This is a genomic window from Streptomyces pseudoechinosporeus (assembly GCF_054783935.1).
The window spans coordinates 83,379-103,324 of the sequence record NZ_BAAGPS010000074.1 but is presented as its reverse complement, the minus strand read 5'-3'; the positions used below and the strand labels follow the sequence as shown (position 1 = coordinate 103,324).

Sequence of the window (19,946 nt, the reverse complement as noted above, 5' to 3'; positions counted from 1 at the left end):
AACCGAACTCACCCTCCCCGTAGGCGCCCCGCTCAACCGTCGGCCTCAACTCCCCTTCGCGTGGCGCCTGTTGAATGCCCATGGCGTGTGCAGGCGTTCGCCGAGACGGTCGGAGCGGGTGGGGGCGGGCTCGTCGCCCGCGCGGTGCTGGGTCGTGTCCTCGCGGCCCGGTGTCACCAGGTCGTCGAAGAGGGCGCGGGCCTCGATCATGGCCTCACGGAGTTCCTCCGTACCGGTGCGGCTCTCGTCGCCGTCGGCGAGGGGCGCGTGTGCGGCCCGGTGGATACGCCGGTAGCCGTGGACGTGGGGTGCGTGGTGCACGGAGAGTGCGGCGAGCTGCTCGTCGTAGCGGTCGCCGTCGGGGAAACCGCGGGCGCCGGCCAGTTCGCCGAGCAGCCGGTCCGCCTCGGACACGGCCTCCCGCGGCGAGTCGACGAACCGCTCCTGGGCGGCGGCCCAGCGCGCCTCGTACCGCTCCGCGGGCTCCAGCGGCTGCCTGCGCAGCGAACCGTGCCGCTTCACCCGGTCCGTGAGCTCGCGTTCGGCAGCCTTGGCGTCGCCGTCGTGCTGGGCGACGGCCCGGTCGTACTCGGGCCCGAAGCGCCGCCGCAGATTCCGCCCGCCGCCGCCCGCTCCGCGGGACATGGCGAGCCAGACGACCGCGCCGATGATGATCGCCGCGACCACGATCAGAACGATGATCACGCCTGTGGACATGGAATACCTTCCGGTTTCGGCCCGTTGGGGCCGGCTCCCTGCCCGAGTTGCCCTCAGAACGCCGGCCAAACGACTCGGCCGGGGGCCGGGGCTCCGGTAATTGGCTTGCGGACGGCGGACCGTACGTACCGACAATGCCCGCCATGAGCACTCGTACCGAGACGTCCTGGAGCGTCGCCCCCGAGCCCTTCGACTCGCCCGCTGCGGCTGCCCTCTGGCGGGCCTACTACACGGAGGTCAGCGACCGCTGGTATCTGCTCCACGAGGGGCACGCCACCGACCCGGCCGAGCTGGAGCGTGAGATCGCCGCCGAAACGGGGGCCGAACTCGTCCCGCCCACCGGGGTGTTACTGCTCGCCCGGTACGACGGCGAGCCGGCCGGCACGGTGGGCGTGCGCCTGCTCATGCGCGGGGGGACCCCCATCGCGGGCATGGGCGAGCTCAAGCGGATGTTCGTACGGAAGGAAATGCGCGGCAAGGGCGGCGGTTCCGTGCTGCTCGAGGCGGCCGAGGAGGCTGCGCGCGGGCTCGGCGTCGAGCAGCTCGTGCTCGACACCCGCAATGACCTCGTCGAGGCCCGGGCGATGTACGGGCAGCACGGGTACGTGGAGATCGAGCGGTACAACGACGAGGAGTACGCCGAGCACTGGTTTGCCAAGCGGCTGCGCTCCGCTGGTTAGGCGGTTCGAAGCCGGACTTACGGTTCGTCCGTCTCCGATTCCAGGCTTTCTCGCGTCGGCTCGCCGTAGATGCCCAGTTCGTCGTTGACGCCTCGCGAGCCCTGGAAGCTCCGTACGGAGTTTTCCGTCTGGTCGTCGTACGTGCCCGTGGTCGGGCCTGCGTAGAGGAAGAGCTGGCGTAGGCGGAGTTGGAGTTCTGTGACCTCGTCGCCGGAGTCGCCGGGGCGTAGGACTTGCTGGTTGCTGCGCTCGCCGCCTCCGCCGGAGTCAGGCGGTGCCGAATCGGCGGGGGGCTCGGTCGACGGTGGGCGTGTCGACGGGGTCTCGCGGGGCGGAGTGGGCTCGGCCGTGGGCTCCTGGGTCGGTGGGGAGGTGCTCGGGGTGGCTGGTTCGGACGGCTCGGTGGGTGGGGCCGAGGTGGGTGGCTGGGCCGGCGGTGTCGTCTTCGACGGGGACGGTGACGACGGCTCAGGTGAGGACGCGTCCGGGATGCTCGCGCGCATGTCGCCCGGGCCCGCGCTGTCGCGCGACGGCGTGTCGTACGAGAACAGCCCGCTCGCGAACCCGGCGGCGGTCATCACCACGGCGCCGACCGCGGTACCGACGAAGGCGAGCCGACGCCGACGGCCGCCCCTGCGAGCGGGCTGCTCGGGCTCGGGCATCGGCAAGGGGCCGGTCACGGGATCCGGGCCTGGGGCCTGTGCCCCGAACCGGTGTAGGTCCGTCAGGTGGAGGTCGGCCGTCGGCGCGTCGTTGGGCGAAGGCGCCTGAGACGCCGGATACGAGGCGGTCGGAGGCGAGGTCTGGGCCGCCGGGGACGCGCTCTGCGCCGACGGTTGCCCGGATCGATGCTGCCCCGCGGGCGGTTCGGACGGCCACGGCGGTGCGGCGGGCGCACCCGGCTCACCGGGCTCGACCAGCGCATCCCCTGCTTTCGAGGGCATGTGCTCGACGAACGGGTCGCCCGCCCCCGAGGACGTGTGCTCGACCAGCGGGTCAGCCACCTCCGAGGACATGGGCTCGACCAGCGGGTCAGCCGCCCCCGAGCCCTCGGGCTCGCCAGGCGCGTCGCCCGCCCCCGAGGACATCGGCTCGACCAACGGGTCAGCAGCCTGCGAAGACCTGGCCCCGTTTAACGACCCCGGAGGCCCCATACCCGAGCCCACCCCGAGGTCGGGGTCGACCTCGACCTCGATCGCCTCCAGGTCCACATAGGGCCGTATGCGCAACGGATCGAAGTCCTCCGCCGCGGCAGTCTCTGCGTACCGGGTCTCCAGCAGTTCGTCCGCCGCCCGTTGCGCGCACGCGCACGACGGCGCACCTCCCGGCTCGCGCGGTGTCCCGCATTCCGGACAGACGTGCACGCTCCGGTCACTCACGTATGGATCCCTCCCCAAACGAACTCCAGCGATTATGCAGACCTCCTCCACACCATCTCCCAGTTACCGCCGGAATCTCGAACTCCTCTGCGGATTCAACAGGCCATAACCGGTCACTCCGACCACAATGCAAGGACAACCGGGGGCCCAAGGGACCCTCGCGGCCGGGAGGTCTGCATGGCCGAGGAAGCGCACCGCACGAACGCCCACGAGACGGCGGACGGGGACCACCTGCCACCGCCCCGTGACCACACACGTGGCGCCCCCGGTGAGGAATACGTACGGGGCGGCGTCCTCGTCTCGATCGGCGCTCTGCTGCTGGGCATGCTGCTCGCGGCGCTGGACCAGACGATCGTGTCGACCGCGCTGCCGACCATCGTCAGCGAACTCGGCGGCCTGGACCATCTGTCCTGGGTGGTCACGGCGTATCTGCTCGCGGCCACCGCCGCCACCCCGCTCTGGGGCAAGCTCGGTGACCAGTACGGACGCAAGAAGCTGTTCCAGACGGCGATTGTGATCTTTCTCATCGGCTCCGCGCTCTGTGGAATGGCGCAGAACATGCCCCAGTTGATCGGCTTCCGGGCGCTCCAGGGCCTCGGCGGCGGCGGGTTGATGGTGCTGTCGATGGCGATCGTCGGCGACCTCGTCCCGCCCCGCGAACGGGGCAAGTACCAGGGCCTGTTCGGTGCCGTCTTCGGCGCGACCAGTGTGCTCGGCCCGCTGCTCGGCGGGCTGTTCACCGAGCATCTGAGCTGGCGCTGGGTCTTCTACGTCAACCTTCCCGTCGGCGTGGTCGCGCTCGCCGTCATCGCCACCGTCCTGCGCATCCCGGTCCGGACGACGCGGCACACGATCGACTATCTCGGTACGTTCCTGATCGCGGCCGTCGCCACCTGCCTCGTCCTCGTCGCCTCGCTCGGCGGCACCACCTGGGGCTGGGCCTCGCCGCAGATCATCGGCCTCGCGGTACTGGCCGTCGTACTGGCCGTGGCCTTCGTGTCCGTCGAACGGAGGGCCGCCGAGCCCGTACTCCCCCTGAAACTCTTCCGTATCCGCACCTTCACCCTCACCGCCGTGATCAGCCTGATCGTGGGCTTCGCGATGTTCGGCGCGATGACGTACCTGCCGACGTTCCTGCAGGTCGTCCAGGGCGTCTCGCCCACCATGTCGGGCGTGCACATGCTGCCGATGGTGGCCGGCCTGCTGCTCGCCTCGACCGTGTCCGGCCAGATCGTCAGCCGTACCGGCCGCTGGAAGGTGTTCCCGATCGCGGGCACGGGCGTGACGACACTCGGCCTGCTCCTGCTCCACCAACTCGACGAGAACAGCCCCACGTTCGAGATGAGCGCGTACTTCCTTGTGTTCGGCCTCGGCCTCGGCCTGGTCATGCAGGTCCTGGTGCTGATCGTGCAGAACGCCGTCTCGTACGAGGATCTCGGCGTCGCCACCTCCGGCGCCACCTTCTTCCGGTCCATCGGCGCCGCGTTCGGCGTCGCCATCTTCGGCATGATCTTCGCGAGCCGCCTCGCCGACAAACTGACGACCGCGCTCGCCGGGCAACCGCTGCCGCCCGGCATCACCCCGGACGCCCTAGAGAGCGATCCGCGCGGCATCGCCGAACTCCCTTCCGCGCTGCGCCTGTCGGCCGTGCAGTCGTACGCCTCGGCGATCACGGACGTCTTCCTGTACGCGGCTCCCGTCGCCGTTCTCGGCTTCGTACTGGCCTGGTTCCTGCGCGAGGACAAGCTTCGGGCCTCGGTCACGGCGCCCGACGTCACGGAGACGCTGGCCAGCAATCCGGTGGAGCGCTCCTCGTACGACGAGGTGTGCCGGGCGCTGTCCGTGCTCGGCACTCGCGAGGGGCGGCGCGCGATCTACGAGAAGATCACCGCCCGCGCCGGCTACGACCTGCTGCCCGCGGCGAGTTGGCTGCTGCTGCGCATCCGGCGCTACGGCTGGGCCGAGCCCGGCGTCCTCGCCGAACACAGCGCCGTCCCCCTGCACATCATCATCGCGGCGTCCCGCCAGGTCGAGGAACGCCGCCTGGCCGTACGCGAGGGCCTCGACCTGGTCCTCACCGCCGAAGGGGCCGAGGTCGCCGAGAAACTCGCCAAGGCCCGCGAGGAATCCCTCGCCGAACTGCTCGGCGACTGGTGGACCCCGGACCGCCCCACCGACCTGGCCCAGCTCATCAAGGAACTGAACGCGGAAATGTGCGGCTCGGACGCGGAACGCCCACGGGTTGCCTCCGGCGGTTGAGCGGGTGGGTTCGTTTTCGGGTGCGGGTGCGTGGTGGCTGGTCGCGCCCACGCGGCGGAGCCGCACATCGATACAGCCCCGCGCCCCTGGGGTCCGGTGGGTGGGTCGGGGCCGCGGGCCGGTGCGTCAGCCCGTCGCCAACAGGGCATACGGCCCTTCGCTTCCACAGGGCGCAGGTGGGCCGAGACAGAACCTACGCGACGGGCATACGACGCACCGGCCCGCGGCCCCTCCCGCCGGTGGGAAGCTGCGGGCAGTCGGGGGTGCGGGCTTTCCCTGGCCGCGGGAAGGCGCAGGCCTTTGCTTTTCAGGGGCGCGGGGAACTGCGCGACCAGCCACGACGGACCGGCAGTCGTCAGCGAACCGAGCCCACCAACCCCGTAGGCGCCCCCGCTCAACCGCCGGAGGCATGCGCGTCCACGAGCACCCGAATCTCTCCGGCGCCGGAAGCCTCCACCCGCACCTGCGTAAGATCCCGCACCACCACATCCGGCCGATGAAACCCGGCCCGAGCCCCAACCCCCACCACCCGCATCCCGGCGGAGCGCCCCGCCGCGATCCCCGCCCCCGAGTCCTCGAACACCACACACTCGGAAGGCGCGACCCCCAACTCGGCCGCCCCCTTCAAGAACCCCTCAGGATCCGGCTTGCTCGCCCCGACGGACTCGGCGGTGACCCGGACGTCGGGTAGCGGTAGCCCGGCGGCAGCCATCCGCGCGGTCGACAACGGCACGTCCGCAGAGGTCACCAGCGCATGCGGCAACCCCAATCCCCGCAGTGAGGCGAGGAGTTCCGCGGCTCCGGGAATCGCGACAACGCCCTCCATGTCGGCCGTCTCCTCGGCCAGCATGCGCTCGTTGTCCGCGAGGTTCTTCTCCATGGGCCGATGAGGCAGCAGCAGAGCCATCGACGCATGCCCTTGCCGGCCATGAACGACCTTCATGACCTCGCCCCCGTCGAGCCCGTGCCGCTCGGCCCACCGGTGCCAGACGCGTTCGACGACGGCATCGGAGTTGACGAGGGTGCCGTCCATGTCCAGCAGCAGGGCACGGGCGGTCAGCACGGTCGTGGCCGTCATCGGCTTGCTCCAAAACGTGGGAGAGGGGGCTGAGGGCGCCCCGGGGACAAGGTGGCCCCGCCCACCGGTCAGGGAAAGCGGGCGGGAGCCACTTTGTTCCTCCACGGTACAAAACAGGTCGGCAATCCCGCCACCACTCAGAGGACCCGGTTTCAGGGAACTTCGCGTGACAAGGGCCCGACCAAAAGCCCAACAAAGGCACGCACACCCCCAAAGCCCCGCCGGACCCCCGCGCCGTACCCCTTGTTATGTCATGGCCACGACATTAAATTCTCACCCGGCGCACATCTCCCCGAAACGCGGCACCGCAAGCATTCGCACGCACCGTCAACTTCCCCCCTCCCCAAGGGAGTTCGCATGCCGAAGGTCTACGCGCGTCGACGGCTCAGCATACTCGCCGCCGTCAGCGGATTGATAGCCCTGGTCGGGCTGTTCAACGGTCCGACCGCCTCCGCCGCCCTGCCCACCCCCGTGAGCGCCGCCACCGCCCGCACCTACCTGTCCTCGCTCACCGTGGCGACCGAGGACCGCACCGGCTACAACCGCGACCTCTTCCCGCACTGGATCACCCAGTCCGGCACCTGCAACACCCGTGAGGTCGTCCTGAAGCGCGACGGCACGAACGTCGTCCAGGACTCCGCCTGCGCCGCCACCAGCGGCCGCTGGTACTCCGTCTATGACGGCGCCACCTGGACCGCCGCCTCCGACGTCGACATCGACCACCTCATCCCGCTCGCCGAAGCCTGGGACTCCGGCGCCGACAGCTGGACCACCGCCCGCCGCCAGTCCTTCGCCAACGACCTGACCCGCCCGCAGCTCATCGCGGTCACGGACAACGTGAACCAGTCGAAGAGCGACCAGGACCCGGCCGAGTGGATGCCGCCGGTCAGCTCGTACGCCTGCACGTACGTACGCGCCTGGGTCCAGGTGAAGTACTACTACGACCTCTCCGTCGACTCCGCGGAGAAGAGCAAGCTGACCTCCGTGCTCAACGGCTGCTGACCCGTCCGCAGTCCGAGAAGTCCGAGAACCTCCACCGGAACCTCGCCACTGACCTCCGTCGTTCCGTACCGTACGGGGCGACGGAGGAGGGTGATCACGTGGCGAGGCTGCGGCTGGGACCACTGCTGAGGTACGTCGACGGCTCGTCCGCGACCGTCTGGGTCGAGGCGAGCCGTCCGTGCGCCGTCGAGGTGCGCTGTGCGGACGGCGCCGGCGGCGAGACGCGCACCTTTCAGGTCGCGGGCCATCACTACGCCCTGATCCCGGTGACCGGACTCACGCCGGGCACGTCGACCGCGTACGAGGTGCGGCTCGACGGTACGACCGTGTGGCCGCTGCCCGGCTCGCCGTTCCCGCCCTCGGTCATCCACACCCCGGCCGACGACCACGACGCGACGGTGCGGGTGGCCTTCGGCTCCTGTCGCTGGGCCGCTCCGCCCGCCGACGAGAAGGACCCGGTGGGCCCGGACGCGCTGGACACGCTGGCCGCCCGCCTCGCATCGGATCCGGGGGCCGAACGGCCCGATGTACTGCTGCTGTTGGGCGACCAGGTGTACGCGGACGAGACCTCCAAGGCCACCCGCCGCTGGCTGGCGGCCCGCCGCGATCTCAAGGACCCGCCGGGCAACGAGGTCGCGGACTACGAGGAGTACACGCGTCTCTACTACGAATCGTGGCTCGACCCCGAAGTCCGCTGGCTGCTGTCCACCGTGCCCAGCTGCATGATCTTCGACGACCACGACGTCATCGACGACTGGAACACCAGCGCCTCCTGGCTCGCCGATATGCGAGCCACGCCCTGGTGGCGTGAGCGCCTGCTGAGCGGCCTGATGTCGTACTGGGTCCACCAGCACCTCGGCAACCTCCCGCCCGAGCGCCTCGCCACCGACCCCCTCTACGCCGCCGTACGCGCCACCCCGGACGGCACGGACGTCCTGCGCACCTTCGCCTCCGAGGCCGACGCGAACCCCAGCTCGGTCCGCTGGAGCTACCGCCGCGACTTCGGCCGCGTACGCCTGCTGATGATCGATACGCGCGCGGCGCGCGTTCTCGACGAGAACGACCGCGCGATGCTCGCGCCCAGCGAGCATGCGTGGCTGCGGGAGCAGGTGTTGGAGGGGCGGGGCGTGGGCGCCACGAGTGCGGCGGGCACGGCGGGTGCCGCGATCGCCCCGCAGACCTCCGCCACCCCCCGCACCCCCTACGACCACCTCCTCATCGGTACGTCTCTCCCCTGGCTGCTCCCCCACCTCGTGCACGACGCCGAGGCGTGGAACGCCGCGTTGTGCCGGGGAGAGCGTGGGGATCGGTGGGCGCGGTTCGGGGAGGATCTGCGGCGGCGGGCCGATCTGGAGCACTGGTCGGCGTTTCCGGCGTCGTTCGATGCGCTGGCCTCGCTCATCGCCGAGGTCGGGTCGGGGCCCGAGGCGCCGGCGACGGTGTGCGTGCTGTCCGGGGACGTGCACCACGCGTACATCGCCGAACCCTCGTGGCCTCAGGGTGCCTCGGCGCCTGACGCGCGGGTGCTGCAACTGACCTGCTCGCCCGTCCACAACTCCATCCCGATGTCCATCAAACTCGGCTTCCACTTCGGCTGGAGCAGGGTGGGCCGAGTCCTCGGCCGCCGTTTCGCCGGGCACGGCGGCGTTCCGCGCCCGCTGATCGACTGGCGCAGAACGGGCGGCCCCTGGTTCGGCAACCAGCTGATGACGCTGACCCTGCGCGGGCGCTCGGCCCGACTGCGGCTCGACCAGGCGCGGGCGGAGAAGGGCGGCGGCGCCCGGCTGCGGACGGTCGTCGAGTCCGAGCTCACCCCATAACCCATGCTCGGCGTACGTTGCCCGGCTATCGCGCCTGTTGCCCCTGATGCTCGTGAGGCATCCCACACCGGGCGCCGATGATCCGCTCAAGGGCTCGGCTCCCGTGCCCTGCGACGGCATGATGATGCGGACCGTCCGCTTCCAGTGGGCGGTTTGCCGCTCAGTGCCCCAGATGCCCGGGAGTCACACCTTTGTCTGCAGCGACCGCGGACCCACCGGCGAGCGCCGAGTCCACCGAGGTCTCCATTGCCCTGGTCGGCGCAGGCCCGCGCGGCACCAGCGTCCTGGAACGCCTCTGCGCCTCCGCACCCGAGCTCCTCGCGTCCGGGGCGCGCCTGACGGTCCACGTCGTCGACCCGTCGCCGCCCGGTCCGGGCCGCGTATGGCGGACCGACCAGCCGGCCGAGCTGCTGATGAACACCGTGTCCTCCCAGGTGACCCTCTTCACCGACGACAGCGTGGACTGCTCGGGCCCGATCCGCCCGGGCCCGAGCCTGCATGCCTGGGCCCGCGGCGAGCTGGACCCGGACGAGTACCCGACCCGCGCCCAGTACGGCCACTATCTGGAGTGGGTCTTCGCCGAAGTCGTACGCGGGGCGCCGCCCTCGGTCCGCGTCGAGACGCACCGGGCCCGTGCGATACGGCTCGACGACGCGCCCGACGGCCACCAGATGCTCGTACTCGACAACGGCCGCACCCTGCACGACCTCACCGCCGTGGTTCTCGCCCAGGGCCACCTGCCGACGGTCGCGGACCAGACACAGCGACGCCTCGCCGAGTACGCCGACCGCCACGGACTGCGCCACATCCCGCCTGCCAACCCGGCCGACCTCGCCCTCTCCCCGCTCGCCCCCGGCGAACCCGTCCTGCTGCGCGGCCTGGGCCTCAACTTCTTCGATCACATGGCCCTGTTGACGACGGCCCGCGGCGGGCGTTTCCTCCGCACGGCGCACGGTGGCCTGCGTTATGCGGCGTCGGGCCGCGAGCCGCGGCTGTACGCGGGTTCCCGGCGCGGCATCCCGTACCAGGCCCGCGGCGACAACGCGAAGGGCCCGTACGGCCGTCACCTCCCGCTCGTCCTCACCCCGGACGTCATCTCCGCCTTCCGTAAGCGCGCGGACAACGGTGACGCGCCCGACTTCCTCGCGGAGATATGGCCGTTGGTCGCGAAGGAGGTCGAAACGGTCTACTACGAGGCGCTGTTGGGGCGGGGCGACACTGTGGCAGGGGGTGACGCGGCGACGGTACGGGACTTCCGTGAGCGTTTTCTCGCCATTCCCCATCGCGATCCCCAAGAGGCCCTGCTTCTCGGCGAGTTCGGCATCACGGAGGCCGACCGCTGGTCCTGGGACCGCATTTCGCACCCGTACGCGGGACAGGTCTTCAACTGCCCGGAGAACTTCCGGAGTTGGCTGCTGGAGTATCTGCGCGAGGACGCCGAGCAGGCGGCGCTCGGCAATGTGTACGGCCCCCTCAAGGCGGCCCTCGACGTGCTGCGCGACCTGCGCAACGAGGTGCGACTGATCGTCGACCACGGCGGCCTTGCGGGCGCTTCGCGACGGGAGCACCTGGACCGCTGGTACACGCCGCTCAACGCGTTCCTGTCGATCGGGCCGCCCCGGCGCCGTATCGAGGAGATGATCGCGCTGATCGAAGCGGGCGTCCTGGAGGTGCTCGGCCCTCGCCTGGAGGTGCGGGCCGAGGACGGGGCGTGGGTGGCGCACTCCCCCGACGTGCCCGGCTCGACGGTCCGGGCGACCACCCTCGTCGAGGCGCGACTGCCGGAACCGGAACTGCGGCGGACCGCCGACGACCTGCTCGCCCGGCTGCTCAAGACCGGCCAGTGCCGGCCGCACACGGTGGAGGGTTACGAAACCGGAGGGCTGGACGTAACACCGCGCCCGTACCGTCTGATGGACCGCCAAGGGCGCGCGCACCCCCGGCGATTCGCGCTCGGCGTGCCCACGGAGGGTGTGCACTGGGTGACCGCCGCGGGGGTCAGGCCGGGCGTGGACTCGGTCACACTCTCGGATACGGACGCGGTGGCTCGGGCGGTGCTGCGCTCGGTCTCACCTGCGGAAACGTCGGAAGTGGAAGCGGAAATCCGGCCAGATGTTGAACTGGCAACAACCAATTAGGCTAGCCTAAAATCGATCACTCGCTCGGTTTACGTCCCCAACAGCGGCCCCCAGGACCGCACCAGACCGAAGGAGTTCCCCCACCATGACCGGACACTTAAACAGTGCCCAGCCGTACGCCATCGGCCTGTTCCGCATCGTCATCGGCCTGCTTTTCGCCTGCCACGGCGTCATGTCGCTCTTCGGCGAGTTCGGCGGCGCCGACGGCAAGGGCGGCACCGTCGAGCCGACCACCTGGCCGAACGGATACGCGGCCGTCATCGAGCTCGTAGGCGGCAGCCTGGTCCTGCTCGGCCTCGGCACCCGGTTCGCGGCGTTCATCGCCTCGGGCGCCATGGCCTACGCGTACTTCAAGGTCCACCAGCCCGAGGCCCTGTGGCCGATCGAGAACAACGGTGAAGGCGCGGCCATGTACTGCTGGTCGATGTTCCTGCTGGTCTTCACCGGCTCGGGCGCGCTCGGCCTCGACCGGCTCTTCTCGCGGCGCACCTCCTCGTCCACGGCGAGCAGCCGCAGTTCGGAGCCCGTCGCGGCCTGACGCCCGCGGCTGCTGACCGTACGAGAGCGGTACGAAACGGCGCCCGCCCCCTTCGCATCGGGGGCGGGCGCCGTCGTCGTATCAGGCCGTTCGCATGGGAGGCCGGACCGGGCCGCCCTCCAAGAGGCGGCAGCCGCGTGAACGTGGTGTAGCGATCACACGTGCCCCCTGTGGATCTCCTCTCCAACCCCCGGCGTACGCTGTATGGCTGTCACAAGCCGCTCCTGCCGCTCCCCCGCGACATCGCGGCTCTCGGCACGGTTCGGGCTTACGGGGGAGACACAGGGGAGTTCGGGTGCTTGAGAGTGTGGGGCTGCTGACGGGCAGCCCATGGATCTACGCCGTGGTGGCCCTGTCCGTGCTGTTCGACGTGTTCGTGCCGGTGCTGCCGAGCGGGGTCCTCGTCATCGCGGCGGCGACGGCGGCCGCGGCCGGCTCCGAGGCGGCGACCGGGAACGTACCGGACCTCCTGCCGTTGACTCTCTCCGCGGCCACCGCCTCGGTCCTCGGCGACCTGATCGCGTACCGGCTGGCCCGGCGCGGCGGTGAGCGCCTTGACCGGGCCCTCGCCCGCTCCCGCCGCCTGACCGGCGCGCAGGAACGTCTCGGCGCGGCCCTCGCACGCGGCGGCGGCACCCTGGTCGTCATCGCCCGCTTCGCGCCCGCGGGCCGCTCACTCGTCTCGCTCGGCGCGGGCGCCGCCCAGCGCCGCGTCCGCGAGTTCCTGCCCTGGTCGATCCTCGCGGGCCTGGCCTGGGCCGCGTACAGCGTCGCCCTCGGCTACTTCGGCGGCCATCTGCTGGGCACGACGTGGCTCGCCACGGGCGTTTCACTGCTCGCGCTGTTCGGGGCGGGCGCGGGGGCGGCGTACCTGATACGGCGGCCGGTGGCGGAGACGGGCACGGGCGTCTGAGGCGTACGCGGCTGGTGCGTGCGTACGCGGTCAGCCGGCCCGGCGCGCGGCCGTCTGCCCCCGCACCTCGAGCCCGTCCAGCAGCTCGGCCGTCGCCTCCGCGATCGCGTCGACCGCCCGGTCGAACACCTCACGGTTGTGGGCGGCCGGGGCCCGGAAGCCGGACACCTTGCGGACGTACTGGAGGGCGGCGGCCCGGATGTCCTCCTCGGTGGCCTCTTCGGGGAGTAGGGGCGGGCGGAGAGTCTTGATGCTTCGGCACATGGGTCCAGTCTCGCGCGTGCTCGGGGATTGTGTGGGCGGGAAGCCTGAGTTGAAACCGGGAGCGGCGGTACGCCTGCAGGGACGTACCGCCGCTCTCACCCCGTGCCGGTCAGCCCTCGGCGATCTCGCGGACCTCGACCGTGAGCGTGAACTCCGCCGGGTGGATTTCGAGGAAGCGCTTGGCCCACTCCATGGCTTCGGCCTTGTCCTTGCACTGGGTGATGGAGTAGCCGCCGATCACTTCCTTGGTCTCGGTGAACGGGCCGTCGACCTGGTTGAACTTGCCGCCGGACCAGGTGATCCGGGTGCCCTCGGCGGTCCCGTGTAGTCCGGCCGTGTCCAACATGACCCCGGCCTTGGTGATCTCTTCGAGCAACGCGCCCATACGCTCATCGAACTCCGGGCCCAGCCCTCCGGCGGGAACGTCGTTCTCCTCGATACGGACCAGCGTCAGAAATCGCGGCATGGTGACTCCTCGGTCGTCTCGTTCGTCGCGGTTGTCGCGGTGACAAGGACGGGGCTTCTCCCCGCCTCTTACCTGTGCGTCGAGCGGGCGACGGCGGAATCGACAACTGCCCGGAGATTTTTTTGAGGACGTGTCGGGGGCTTGGCCTCGTCAGCCGGCGAGGATCGCGTCGATCTGGCCGACCGCCTCCTGCAGACCTTCGACCATGCCCATGTTCACCAGCTGCTCCATCTGTTCCCGGGAGTCGAAAGTCGAGCGCATCTCCATCCGGGTGCCGCCGTCGCGCTCGGTGAGCTGCACTCGCATGCTGGTGATCGGCTGGTCGGGGATCGGCTTGCCCTCCTTGTCGGCGAAGCCGTCGGTGAACTCCAGGGACGTCGGCGAGGTGACCGAGGTGATACGCCACCAGCCGTAGTGCTTCTCGCCCTCCGGGCTGGTCATGAAGTAGCTGACGTCTCCGCCGGGGGTGAGGTCGTGCTGCTCCACGGTCGCCGGGTAGGTCGGCGGTCCCCACCAGCGCTCCAGCTGCCGCGGGTCGGCCCACAGCTGCCACACCCGCTCGACGGGTGCGGAAAAGTCGGCGATCAGGGTGAGGGTCAGGTTGTCGAGGTCCTTGTCCACACTGGTGACGGTCATCTGTCCGGTCCTTCCGTAGGGTCGTTCTCCTCGGGGTCCTGTGCGAGCAGACGGGACATCCTGTCCACTCTCCCGCGCCAGGCCGTCTCGAGCTCGTCGAGCGCCTGCCGCGCGCGGCCCACCGCATCGGGGTCCATACGCACGAGCTGCTCCCGTCCGCGGCGCTGCTTGGTGACGAGACCGGCCCGCTCCAGCACCGCGACATGCTTCTGCACCGCGGCAAAGCTCATCGGGTAGGCCTCGGCCAGCCGTGACACCGACATCTCGCCCCGCACACAGCGGCGGAGGATGTCACGGCGCGTGGCGTCGGCCAGTGCGTGGAACAGGCGGTCCACGGTCTCGTCGGTCATCCCATCTACAACCATTTGGTTGTACGTTAGCGGGGGGCGGCGCACTTGTAAAGGGGTGCACGAAGGGAGTACACGAAGGGAGTGCACGCATCCGCGCATCCGTCAGCGCAGGTCGAGCCGCATCAGGACCCGAGGGTGACCGGCCAGCACGGAGGTGGTGTCGGCGGCGTGGACGAAGCTGGCGCGTTCGAAGTTCTTCCGGATCCCGGCGTACGCCATCGTCAGGTCGACCTTGGCGTCGCCGTTGTCGAGGGGGTACGCCTCGATCGCCGGCGCACCATGGGCGCGGGCGAACTCGACGGCGCCGGCGATGAGGGCATGCGAGATGCCCTGCTTCCGGTGACCGGGGCGTACGCGGATGCACCACAGCGACCAGACCGGCAGGTCGTCGACGTGCGGGATCTTGCGGTTGCGCGCGAAGGACGTGGCCGCGCGCGGCGCCACGGCCGCCCAGCCGACCGGTTCGTCACCGTCGTAGGCGAGCACTCCCGGAGGCGGATCGGCACGGCACAACCCGGCGACGTACTCACCGCGGGCCGGGCCCCGAAGCTCGTTGTTGAGCCTGGACGGGATCCGGTAGCTCAGACACCAACAGACGGTGGCCCCGAGCGACTTGGGCCCGACGAGGGTACGGACGTCCTCGAAGACCGAAGCCGGGCGAACCTCGATGGCCATGGCTCCACGATGCCACGGCGTACGGGGCGCCGCCGCTCCGTTCGTCTCCGTCTTCGGCGGCGCGGAGTCACGCCCGTCGTGGGAGTCACACCCGTCGTGGCTGAGCAGCCGGGGGCTTACAGCAGCACCGGCGCGTGGAATTCACCGAGGCCGGAGGCCAGGTCCCGGTCCCGGTCCGGCCAGTAGCGGCGCGGCTCGGCGAGCATGACGTCGACGCTGACGGTGATGATGCCGGGGATCTTGGCCAGCTCGTTGTCGATGAAGAGCGCCAGGGCGGAGCGGTCGGTGACCAGGCCGGTGGCGAGGACGGACATGTCGCTGGCGCCGTTGGACTCTACCGAGAGCGGCCAGGTTCACCACATCGAGGAAACTCAGGCATGAAACTGCATTGTTCGGATCAAACTGCCTGTTCGGTGCTGCCGATGAACGGGTGGGGAAGCTTGTTCCCAGCATGCTCGATCGCGCCGATCACTCTCGGCAGGCTGTTCATTCTGCTCTTGGTTTGTGGGTCGCGGGTGTCTGTGGCTGTCATGCCATCAGGCCTTCCGTGAAGAGAATCGCGGTGCAGGGCTGTCGGCTACTGCTCGCCCAGACTGCTGGCGTGTTGATCCACCTCGATGTCCGAGCGCCGTACGCCGGTGAATCGTGTGGGCCGGAAGGCCCCAAGGAGGTCCTGCTCCTGATCGGTTGAGATCTCGGCCGCGACCAGCCGTCCCAGAATCGGCGCCAAGGTGACCCCGCTGTGCGAGACGAGGCAGTAGACGCGGGACCGCGTGGAGGCATAGCCGGCGACGGCGTGGCCGTCCGCGGGCAGTGACCGGAAGCCGATGCGCAGGTCGATCTCCGGTGCCCGGCCCGGGTCGGGCAGCAGTGCGGAGAACCGCTGCGCGAGGGTGCTCGCGATGTCCCCGTCCGCGGACGGAGGGTCTGCCGGATCGACGTCGGCGTTCAGATCGAGAGCCTGCAGGACGGTATGCCCGCCGACCTCGGGGCGGAGGTTGAGGCCGGGGCTGTGGATCACACAGCGCAGGTCGAGTTCCGGTGACCTGGCGTATCCGAGCAGGCCGACGGTCTGCGCTCCGCGACCGGTATCCGTCACCATGGGAACGTCGATCCCGGCCCGTGCGGCGAGCCGTTCTGTCCAGCGGCCTGCCGCCAGGACGACTCGATCGCCTGTGCAGACCTCGCCTCCGGCCAGGGTGACGGATACTCCGTCGGGCCTGTCGTCGATGGCTACGACCTCGCCGATCGCGCACGTGGCGCCGTGCTGCTCGGCGTCCGCCAGCAGGTTGTTCACGAAACGGTCCGGCAGGACGTATCCCTCGCTGGGGAAGTGTGCGATGGACGTGATGGCCGCCGGGATGCGGAGGCCGCCTGCGATGCTCGTTGCTTCGTTGGGGGTGACCCAGTGTGCGGGGTAGCCGAGGGACTGCAGTCGTTCCATGTTGCCGGCGAGCCGCTGCTCGTTTGCGGCGTCCGCCCACTGCAGCGCCCCGCTGGGGAAGTACGAAGGTGCGCCGTCCAGTTGCGCGGCGAGCCTGGCGTGCTCCTCCATCCCCGCGAGGTTCAGCCGGTGGTAGTCCGGGTCGGGCTTCCGGCTGGAGTTGGTCCAGGCGAACGTGGTCGCGGTCGTACCGGTGCCGACTCCCCGCTGATCGAGCAGGAGAACGTCCTCGCCGGCGACGGCAAGCTGCCTCGCGACGCTCACGCCGAGCACGCCGGCACCCACGATGATGACCTTCATGTGCGTACTTCCTTTCTGGCAGCGGCACGCTGCTCATATGGCGGGGACGGGAAGCTCCAGGAAGAACTCGGCGGTTCCCGGACGGACGAGGGTCGTCACCACCTCGACGGTGCTTCCGTCGTCGGCACGCAACTCCCTGCGCCTCATCAGCGCGGGCGTTCCGGTCTCGCTGTCCAGCAATGCGGCGTCGTGCTCGTCGAGGACCACCGGGTCGAGGTAGAGCCGGATCGCGTCGATCGGTACTCCTCTGCGCTGCAGATACGGGAGGGTGACGAGGTCTTCGAGGTTCTCGTTCAGCAGGTCGGGGGCGGCTGCGAAAAGCACGACGTGCCGCTCGACCGACTGGGGCTCCTCGCGTACGTTCAGCTTGCGGCGGACCAGTTCCACTACGGCCGTGTCGGCTGAGGCGCCGGGGAGGGCCAGGATGGCGTCGGCGGCCCTGACGATCCGCGCGGAAACGACTTCGTGTCTGCCCGGTGCGCCCTTTGCGGCTGCCGCGGGGGTGACGAAGTTGAGCAGATTGATCTGCCGCGTCACGTCCACGACGAACGTTCCATGGCGCCGCCGGCGGATCGCCAGTCCCGCCTCGGCCAGGTCGTTGAGGACCCGTTGGGCCGTAGCACGACTGACGCCGTACTCGGCGGAGATATCCATCTCGCTTGGCAGACGCGAGCCAGGAGGCAGGGCCCCGGCCCGGATCTTCACTTCGAACTCTCGCCTGATCTGTACATAGAGTGGCACGGTCATGGTTAGACCGTACATTCAGTCAATTGACTGGTAAGAGCGAGCTGACCAGCCAGTTCTTCGGCGTCCGCGCCCTGCGGGCGGGGCGCTGTTCCCGACCTGCCCCGCGCGGTTGCCGGGCCGGTTCGAAAGTGACCACGGAGCCGAATCGGCGACGGTGCGGGCGCGGCTGCGCCCGGAGCGTTCCGGAACGCCGATGACGGGTGATCGGACCCGTTGCTACCGATTCGCCGAGGACACGCTGGGCCCCGTAACGGCTGGCGTCGTTCCCACGGTGGAGATCTTTTTCAGCCGCTGGTCGAGCACCAAGGGGCTGAGCCCTTGCCTGATTCGTCATGTCGGTCTCCCGCCTGATCTGCACGGCGACCAGCGCCGTCCTCTAGACCGTACAATCAGCTAATTGACCGGTCAATAGCGAGTTCGCCAAGGATCTACTCAGCAGCCACCTTTCTGAGAGGAAGGCCGGCACCAACGGGACCGGGGGCCGGCGGCGCGAGGCCGCGAACCAAACATGTCCACTCGCCGGTGCCGAGTCGGATGCGCGGCCCGGCGGCCGGTGAGCGGTCCACTGCTCCGTTGGCCGCCGAGCGCTGGGGCATCAACGGCCCCCAGCCCATCGCATCAGGACGAGGTCACGCGGGGCACTCCTAACGGCAGGAACCCGGGACCCGCGCAGCCGTCCGAGGGCCTCCCCGGCCACTGGGTGACCTGCGCGCTCAACCATCGGTGAGAGGAACTGTCGGCCGCCGGCTTTCGCTGGGAAACACTCATCAGTGGCTGGCCGTTGCGATGAGGCGTCGAAGTGCGGCGTGGGCGGGTGGGCCCCAGGTGGGCCTGCCGCCGGGGCGGCCGTGGACGCCGGCGTCTCCGATGAAGATGCAGGCGAGGGCGCGCAGTACCGCCCAGCCGCGGGCGCGACGCAGGGTCGCGACGTCCGGGGCCGGCTGGTAGGCGCCATGGAAGCGGTCGGCGGCGCCGTCCGGCAGCAGGATCCAAGCGGCGGCGAGGTCGCAGGCTGGGTCGCCGGCGAAGAGGTCGCCGAAGTCGATCACGCCGCAGAAGGTGCCGTCCGCGGTGAGGACGTTGGCCGGATGCAGGTCGCCGTGGAGCCACAGGGCCGGGCCCGCCCAGTCGGGCGCGGCGGCGGCGTCCTCCCACACCGCGCGGACGGCGTCCGGGTCGGGGATCAGCCCCAGCTCGGTGGCCGAGGCGAGCTGCTCGGCGAACCCCTCGGCACAGTCGGCCAGTGGCCCCCCGCGGCCACGGCCGGCGGGCGCCCCGTCGGGAGCGGGTCGGTGAAGAGCCGTCAGGAAGGCGGCCAAGGTGTCGGCCGCCTCCGCAGCACGCGTGGCGGGAGCGCGGTCGGCGGGCTCGCCCGGCACCCAGGTGGTCACGATCCAGGGCCGCGGAAACCGCTCGGAGGGCTCGCCGAGGCGCTGCGGAACGGGGATCTGCAGAGGAAGGTGCGGGGCGAGAGCGGGCAGCCAGGCATGTTCCTTGCGCAGCAGCGCATCGGCAGACTGCGTCGCCCAGGGCAACCGGACGGCGAGGTCGTCGCCGAGCCGCCACAGCTGGTTGTCCCAGCCACGCGCGCCGAGCCTCACTGGGCGATCGGCCAGGTCGGGGTGCTGGTCGCGCAGCAGATCCCGGACCAGCTCCGCGGTGATCTCGATCTCGGTGTGGGTCATGCGGAGCAACGGTAGTCGGGCAGCGGCCCGCCGTTCGTGACGCCCAGCACCAGCCGCTGAGCACAGAGCGGCCAACTGAAGCACTCACTGGCCAACTGAAGCGCCAGTCACACCCGTCCGGGTGAAGTCCCCCAAGGAACTCGCATCCCAAATTCGAACAGGCGTAGCATTGGCGTGTGGCTGAGACCTACGACTTTCCGAGTGACCTCCTGGCCGGTCAGGAGGAGCTGCATCAGGTCCGGGCCGAGTTGCTGGCCCTGCTGAAGCGACTCCCCTGGTCGGTCGAACCCATGGACGGCTTCAGCGACAACCACGGCTGGCGCAAGGTGGAGCTGCCTGCCTCGCCGGGCTGGAGTGCCGACGAACAGGCCGAGGTGGAGAAGCTCCGCGAGCGCGAGCGCGAACTGGCCGTCTTCGTGACCTGCCATCGCTTCTGGGCCGAGGTCACGGGCGCGGAGAAGGTGGACGCGAGGATGCGCCTGAAGCACGTACATGAGGACGTACACGAGCACGTACGTGAGCCGGCGGAGGGGCCTGCCGCGGAGGCGTGACCGTTCGGGAGTCCCGGGAGCGGCGGCGCATCACCGGACAGCGAAAAACCCCGGCCATGATCGGCCGGGGTTTCCCGCTTCTGTCCGTGGTGGGCGCGGACGGTTTCGAACCGCCGACATCCTGCTTGTAAGGCAGGCGCTCTACCCCTGAGCTACGCACCCGCGGCGAGTCGACAGCCTACCTTGCCAGGGGCAGTGCCCGGCAAACGCGTATCGGGCAACGTATCGGGTCCGGTCCCGCGCGATACGGGGGTTTTCCCCACCGAGATCCGGGAGCGGGCCGGATCCCGCCCACAGCCCGCGC

Annotated in this window: 20 protein-coding genes, 1 tRNA gene and 1 pseudogene; 8 read left to right on the top strand and 14 right to left on the bottom strand. The window is 70.2% G+C overall.

Annotated elements, in window-relative coordinates; genetic code table 11:
- Nucleotides 1-45: 45 nt before the first annotated feature.
- Nucleotides 46-717, bottom strand: coding sequence for a hypothetical protein (locus ACYVO6_RS42600; protein WP_461071153.1), 672 nt, complete (start codon nucleotides 715-717; stop codon nucleotides 46-48).
- 134 nt (nucleotides 718-851) lie between these two features.
- Here ACYVO6_RS42600 and ACYVO6_RS42595 point away from each other — a divergent pair, with 134 nt between their 5' ends.
- A complete protein-coding gene (locus ACYVO6_RS42595; RefSeq protein WP_461071151.1) occupies nucleotides 852-1,397 on the top strand; it encodes a GNAT family N-acetyltransferase in 546 nt (181 codons plus the stop codon).
- 17 nt (nucleotides 1,398-1,414) lie between these two features.
- On the opposite strand, the gene ACYVO6_RS42590 is transcribed toward ACYVO6_RS42595, so the two are convergent.
- Nucleotides 1,415-2,776, bottom strand: a complete 1,362-nt coding sequence (locus ACYVO6_RS42590; protein ID WP_461071149.1) for a peptidoglycan-binding domain-containing protein — start codon at nucleotides 2,774-2,776, stop codon at nucleotides 1,415-1,417.
- A gap of 177 nt (nucleotides 2,777-2,953) precedes the next feature.
- Here ACYVO6_RS42590 and ACYVO6_RS42585 point away from each other — a divergent pair, with 177 nt between their 5' ends.
- Complete coding sequence (locus ACYVO6_RS42585) at nucleotides 2,954-5,035, top strand: MDR family MFS transporter (RefSeq protein ID WP_461071147.1); 2,082 nt, start codon at nucleotides 2,954-2,956, stop codon at nucleotides 5,033-5,035.
- A 394-nt stretch (nucleotides 5,036-5,429) separates the two neighbouring features.
- Here the strand turns inward: ACYVO6_RS42585 and ACYVO6_RS42580 are convergent, their stop codons facing one another.
- On the bottom strand, nucleotides 5,430-6,113 hold the full coding sequence (locus ACYVO6_RS42580) for an HAD family hydrolase (protein ID WP_461071145.1): 684 nt from the start codon (nucleotides 6,111-6,113) through the stop codon (nucleotides 5,430-5,432).
- A 357-nt stretch (nucleotides 6,114-6,470) separates the two neighbouring features.
- Here ACYVO6_RS42580 and ACYVO6_RS42575 point away from each other — a divergent pair, with 357 nt between their 5' ends.
- The 5 genes from ACYVO6_RS42575 (at nucleotide 6,471) to ACYVO6_RS42555 (ending at nucleotide 12,524) form a co-directional block, all read left to right on the top strand.
- Nucleotides 6,471-7,115 carry an HNH endonuclease family protein gene (locus ACYVO6_RS42575; protein WP_461071143.1) on the top strand — a complete coding sequence of 215 codons (645 nt, stop codon included), beginning with the start codon at nucleotides 6,471-6,473 and terminating at the stop codon, nucleotides 7,113-7,115.
- Between the two features lie 98 nt (nucleotides 7,116-7,213).
- Nucleotides 7,214-8,935 carry an alkaline phosphatase D family protein gene (locus ACYVO6_RS42570; protein WP_461071141.1) on the top strand — a complete coding sequence of 574 codons (1,722 nt, stop codon included), beginning with the start codon at nucleotides 7,214-7,216 and terminating at the stop codon, nucleotides 8,933-8,935.
- 191 nt (nucleotides 8,936-9,126) lie between these two features.
- Nucleotides 9,127-11,073: an FAD/NAD(P)-binding protein gene (locus ACYVO6_RS42565; RefSeq protein WP_461071139.1), complete on the top strand. Its 1,947-nt coding sequence runs from the start codon at nucleotides 9,127-9,129 to the stop codon at nucleotides 11,071-11,073.
- A gap of 85 nt (nucleotides 11,074-11,158) precedes the next feature.
- A complete protein-coding gene (locus tag ACYVO6_RS42560; protein WP_461071137.1) occupies nucleotides 11,159-11,611 on the top strand; it encodes a DoxX family protein in 453 nt (150 codons plus the stop codon).
- Nucleotides 11,612-11,906: 295 nt separating this feature from the next.
- Nucleotides 11,907-12,524, top strand: a complete 618-nt coding sequence (locus ACYVO6_RS42555) for a DedA family protein (protein WP_461071135.1) — start codon at nucleotides 11,907-11,909, stop codon at nucleotides 12,522-12,524.
- Nucleotides 12,525-12,554: 30 nt separating this feature from the next.
- Here the strand turns inward: ACYVO6_RS42555 and ACYVO6_RS42550 are convergent, their stop codons facing one another.
- The 10 genes and pseudogenes from ACYVO6_RS42550 to ACYVO6_RS42505 form a co-directional block, all read right to left on the bottom strand.
- Entirely contained in the window at nucleotides 12,555-12,788 is a 234-nt protein-coding gene (locus ACYVO6_RS42550; RefSeq protein WP_461071133.1) for a DUF2277 domain-containing protein, read from the bottom strand.
- 109 nt (nucleotides 12,789-12,897) lie between these two features.
- Nucleotides 12,898-13,254, bottom strand: coding sequence for a YciI family protein (locus ACYVO6_RS42545; protein ID WP_461071131.1), 357 nt, complete (start codon nucleotides 13,252-13,254; stop codon nucleotides 12,898-12,900).
- A gap of 150 nt (nucleotides 13,255-13,404) precedes the next feature.
- Complete coding sequence (locus ACYVO6_RS42540; protein ID WP_461071129.1) at nucleotides 13,405-13,890, bottom strand: SRPBCC family protein; 486 nt, start codon at nucleotides 13,888-13,890, stop codon at nucleotides 13,405-13,407.
- Nucleotides 13,887-14,255 carry an ArsR/SmtB family transcription factor gene (locus ACYVO6_RS42535; protein WP_189323662.1) on the bottom strand — a complete coding sequence of 123 codons (369 nt, stop codon included), beginning with the start codon at nucleotides 14,253-14,255 and terminating at the stop codon, nucleotides 13,887-13,889. Before ACYVO6_RS42535 ends, ACYVO6_RS42540 begins: the two co-directional genes overlap by 4 nt.
- Nucleotides 14,256-14,342: 87 nt before the next feature.
- The gene (locus ACYVO6_RS42530) at nucleotides 14,343-14,915 is read right to left on the bottom strand and encodes a GNAT family N-acetyltransferase (protein ID WP_461071127.1); all 573 of its coding nucleotides are present in this window, start codon (nucleotides 14,913-14,915) and stop codon (nucleotides 14,343-14,345) included.
- 116 nt (nucleotides 14,916-15,031) lie between these two features.
- Nucleotides 15,032-15,238 (bottom strand): annotated as a pseudogene (locus tag ACYVO6_RS42525) (Lrp/AsnC family transcriptional regulator); the annotation flags it as partial.
- A 74-nt stretch (nucleotides 15,239-15,312) separates the two neighbouring features.
- Nucleotides 15,313-15,447 carry a hypothetical protein gene (locus ACYVO6_RS42520; RefSeq protein WP_461071125.1) on the bottom strand — a complete coding sequence of 45 codons (135 nt, stop codon included), beginning with the start codon at nucleotides 15,445-15,447 and terminating at the stop codon, nucleotides 15,313-15,315.
- Between the two features lie 45 nt (nucleotides 15,448-15,492).
- Entirely contained in the window at nucleotides 15,493-16,659 is a 1,167-nt protein-coding gene (locus ACYVO6_RS42515) for an NAD(P)/FAD-dependent oxidoreductase (protein ID WP_461071123.1), read from the bottom strand.
- 33 nt (nucleotides 16,660-16,692) lie between these two features.
- Entirely contained in the window at nucleotides 16,693-17,406 is a 714-nt protein-coding gene (locus ACYVO6_RS42510) for a GntR family transcriptional regulator (RefSeq protein ID WP_461071121.1), read from the bottom strand.
- 767 nt (nucleotides 17,407-18,173) lie between these two features.
- A complete protein-coding gene (locus tag ACYVO6_RS42505; protein ID WP_461071119.1) occupies nucleotides 18,174-19,091 on the bottom strand; it encodes an aminoglycoside phosphotransferase family protein in 918 nt (305 codons plus the stop codon).
- Between the two features lie 176 nt (nucleotides 19,092-19,267).
- On the opposite strand from ACYVO6_RS42505, the gene ACYVO6_RS42500 reads away from it, so the two are divergent.
- Entirely contained in the window at nucleotides 19,268-19,642 is a 375-nt protein-coding gene (locus tag ACYVO6_RS42500; protein WP_461071117.1) for a hypothetical protein, read from the top strand.
- 87 nt (nucleotides 19,643-19,729) lie between these two features.
- On the opposite strand, the gene ACYVO6_RS42495 is transcribed toward ACYVO6_RS42500, so the two are convergent.
- Nucleotides 19,730-19,804, bottom strand: a tRNA-Val gene (locus ACYVO6_RS42495).
- Between the last annotated feature and the right edge of the window lie 142 nt (nucleotides 19,805-19,946).

Excerpts from the sequence above, each read along its gene's own strand:
- ACYVO6_RS42600 (WP_461071153.1), bottom strand. The coding sequence starts at position 717 with ATGTCCACAGGCGTGATCATCGTTCTGATCGTGGTCGCGGCGATCATC.
- ACYVO6_RS42595 (WP_461071151.1), top strand. The coding sequence starts at position 852 with ATGCCCGCCATGAGCACTCGTACCGAGACGTCCTGGAGCGTCGCCCCC.
- ACYVO6_RS42585 (WP_461071147.1), top strand. The coding sequence starts at position 2,954 with ATGGCCGAGGAAGCGCACCGCACGAACGCCCACGAGACGGCGGACGGG.
- ACYVO6_RS42580 (WP_461071145.1), bottom strand. The coding sequence starts at position 6,113 with ATGACGGCCACGACCGTGCTGACCGCCCGTGCCCTGCTGCTGGACATG.
- ACYVO6_RS42575 (WP_461071143.1), top strand. The coding sequence starts at position 6,471 with ATGCCGAAGGTCTACGCGCGTCGACGGCTCAGCATACTCGCCGCCGTC.
- ACYVO6_RS42560 (WP_461071137.1), top strand. The coding sequence starts at position 11,159 with ATGACCGGACACTTAAACAGTGCCCAGCCGTACGCCATCGGCCTGTTC.
- ACYVO6_RS42550 (WP_461071133.1), bottom strand. The coding sequence starts at position 12,788 with ATGTGCCGAAGCATCAAGACTCTCCGCCCGCCCCTACTCCCCGAAGAG.
- ACYVO6_RS42545 (WP_461071131.1), bottom strand. The coding sequence starts at position 13,254 with ATGCCGCGATTTCTGACGCTGGTCCGTATCGAGGAGAACGACGTTCCC.
- ACYVO6_RS42540 (WP_461071129.1), bottom strand. The coding sequence starts at position 13,890 with ATGACCGTCACCAGTGTGGACAAGGACCTCGACAACCTGACCCTCACC.
- ACYVO6_RS42535 (WP_189323662.1), bottom strand. The coding sequence starts at position 14,255 with ATGGTTGTAGATGGGATGACCGACGAGACCGTGGACCGCCTGTTCCAC.
- ACYVO6_RS42530 (WP_461071127.1), bottom strand. The coding sequence starts at position 14,915 with ATGGCCATCGAGGTTCGCCCGGCTTCGGTCTTCGAGGACGTCCGTACC.
- ACYVO6_RS42520 (WP_461071125.1), bottom strand. The coding sequence starts at position 15,447 with ATGACAGCCACAGACACCCGCGACCCACAAACCAAGAGCAGAATGAAC.
- ACYVO6_RS42515 (WP_461071123.1), bottom strand. The coding sequence starts at position 16,659 with ATGAAGGTCATCATCGTGGGTGCCGGCGTGCTCGGCGTGAGCGTCGCG.
- ACYVO6_RS42510 (WP_461071121.1), bottom strand. The coding sequence starts at position 17,406 with ATGACCGTGCCACTCTATGTACAGATCAGGCGAGAGTTCGAAGTGAAG.
- ACYVO6_RS42505 (WP_461071119.1), bottom strand. The coding sequence starts at position 19,091 with ATGACCCACACCGAGATCGAGATCACCGCGGAGCTGGTCCGGGATCTG.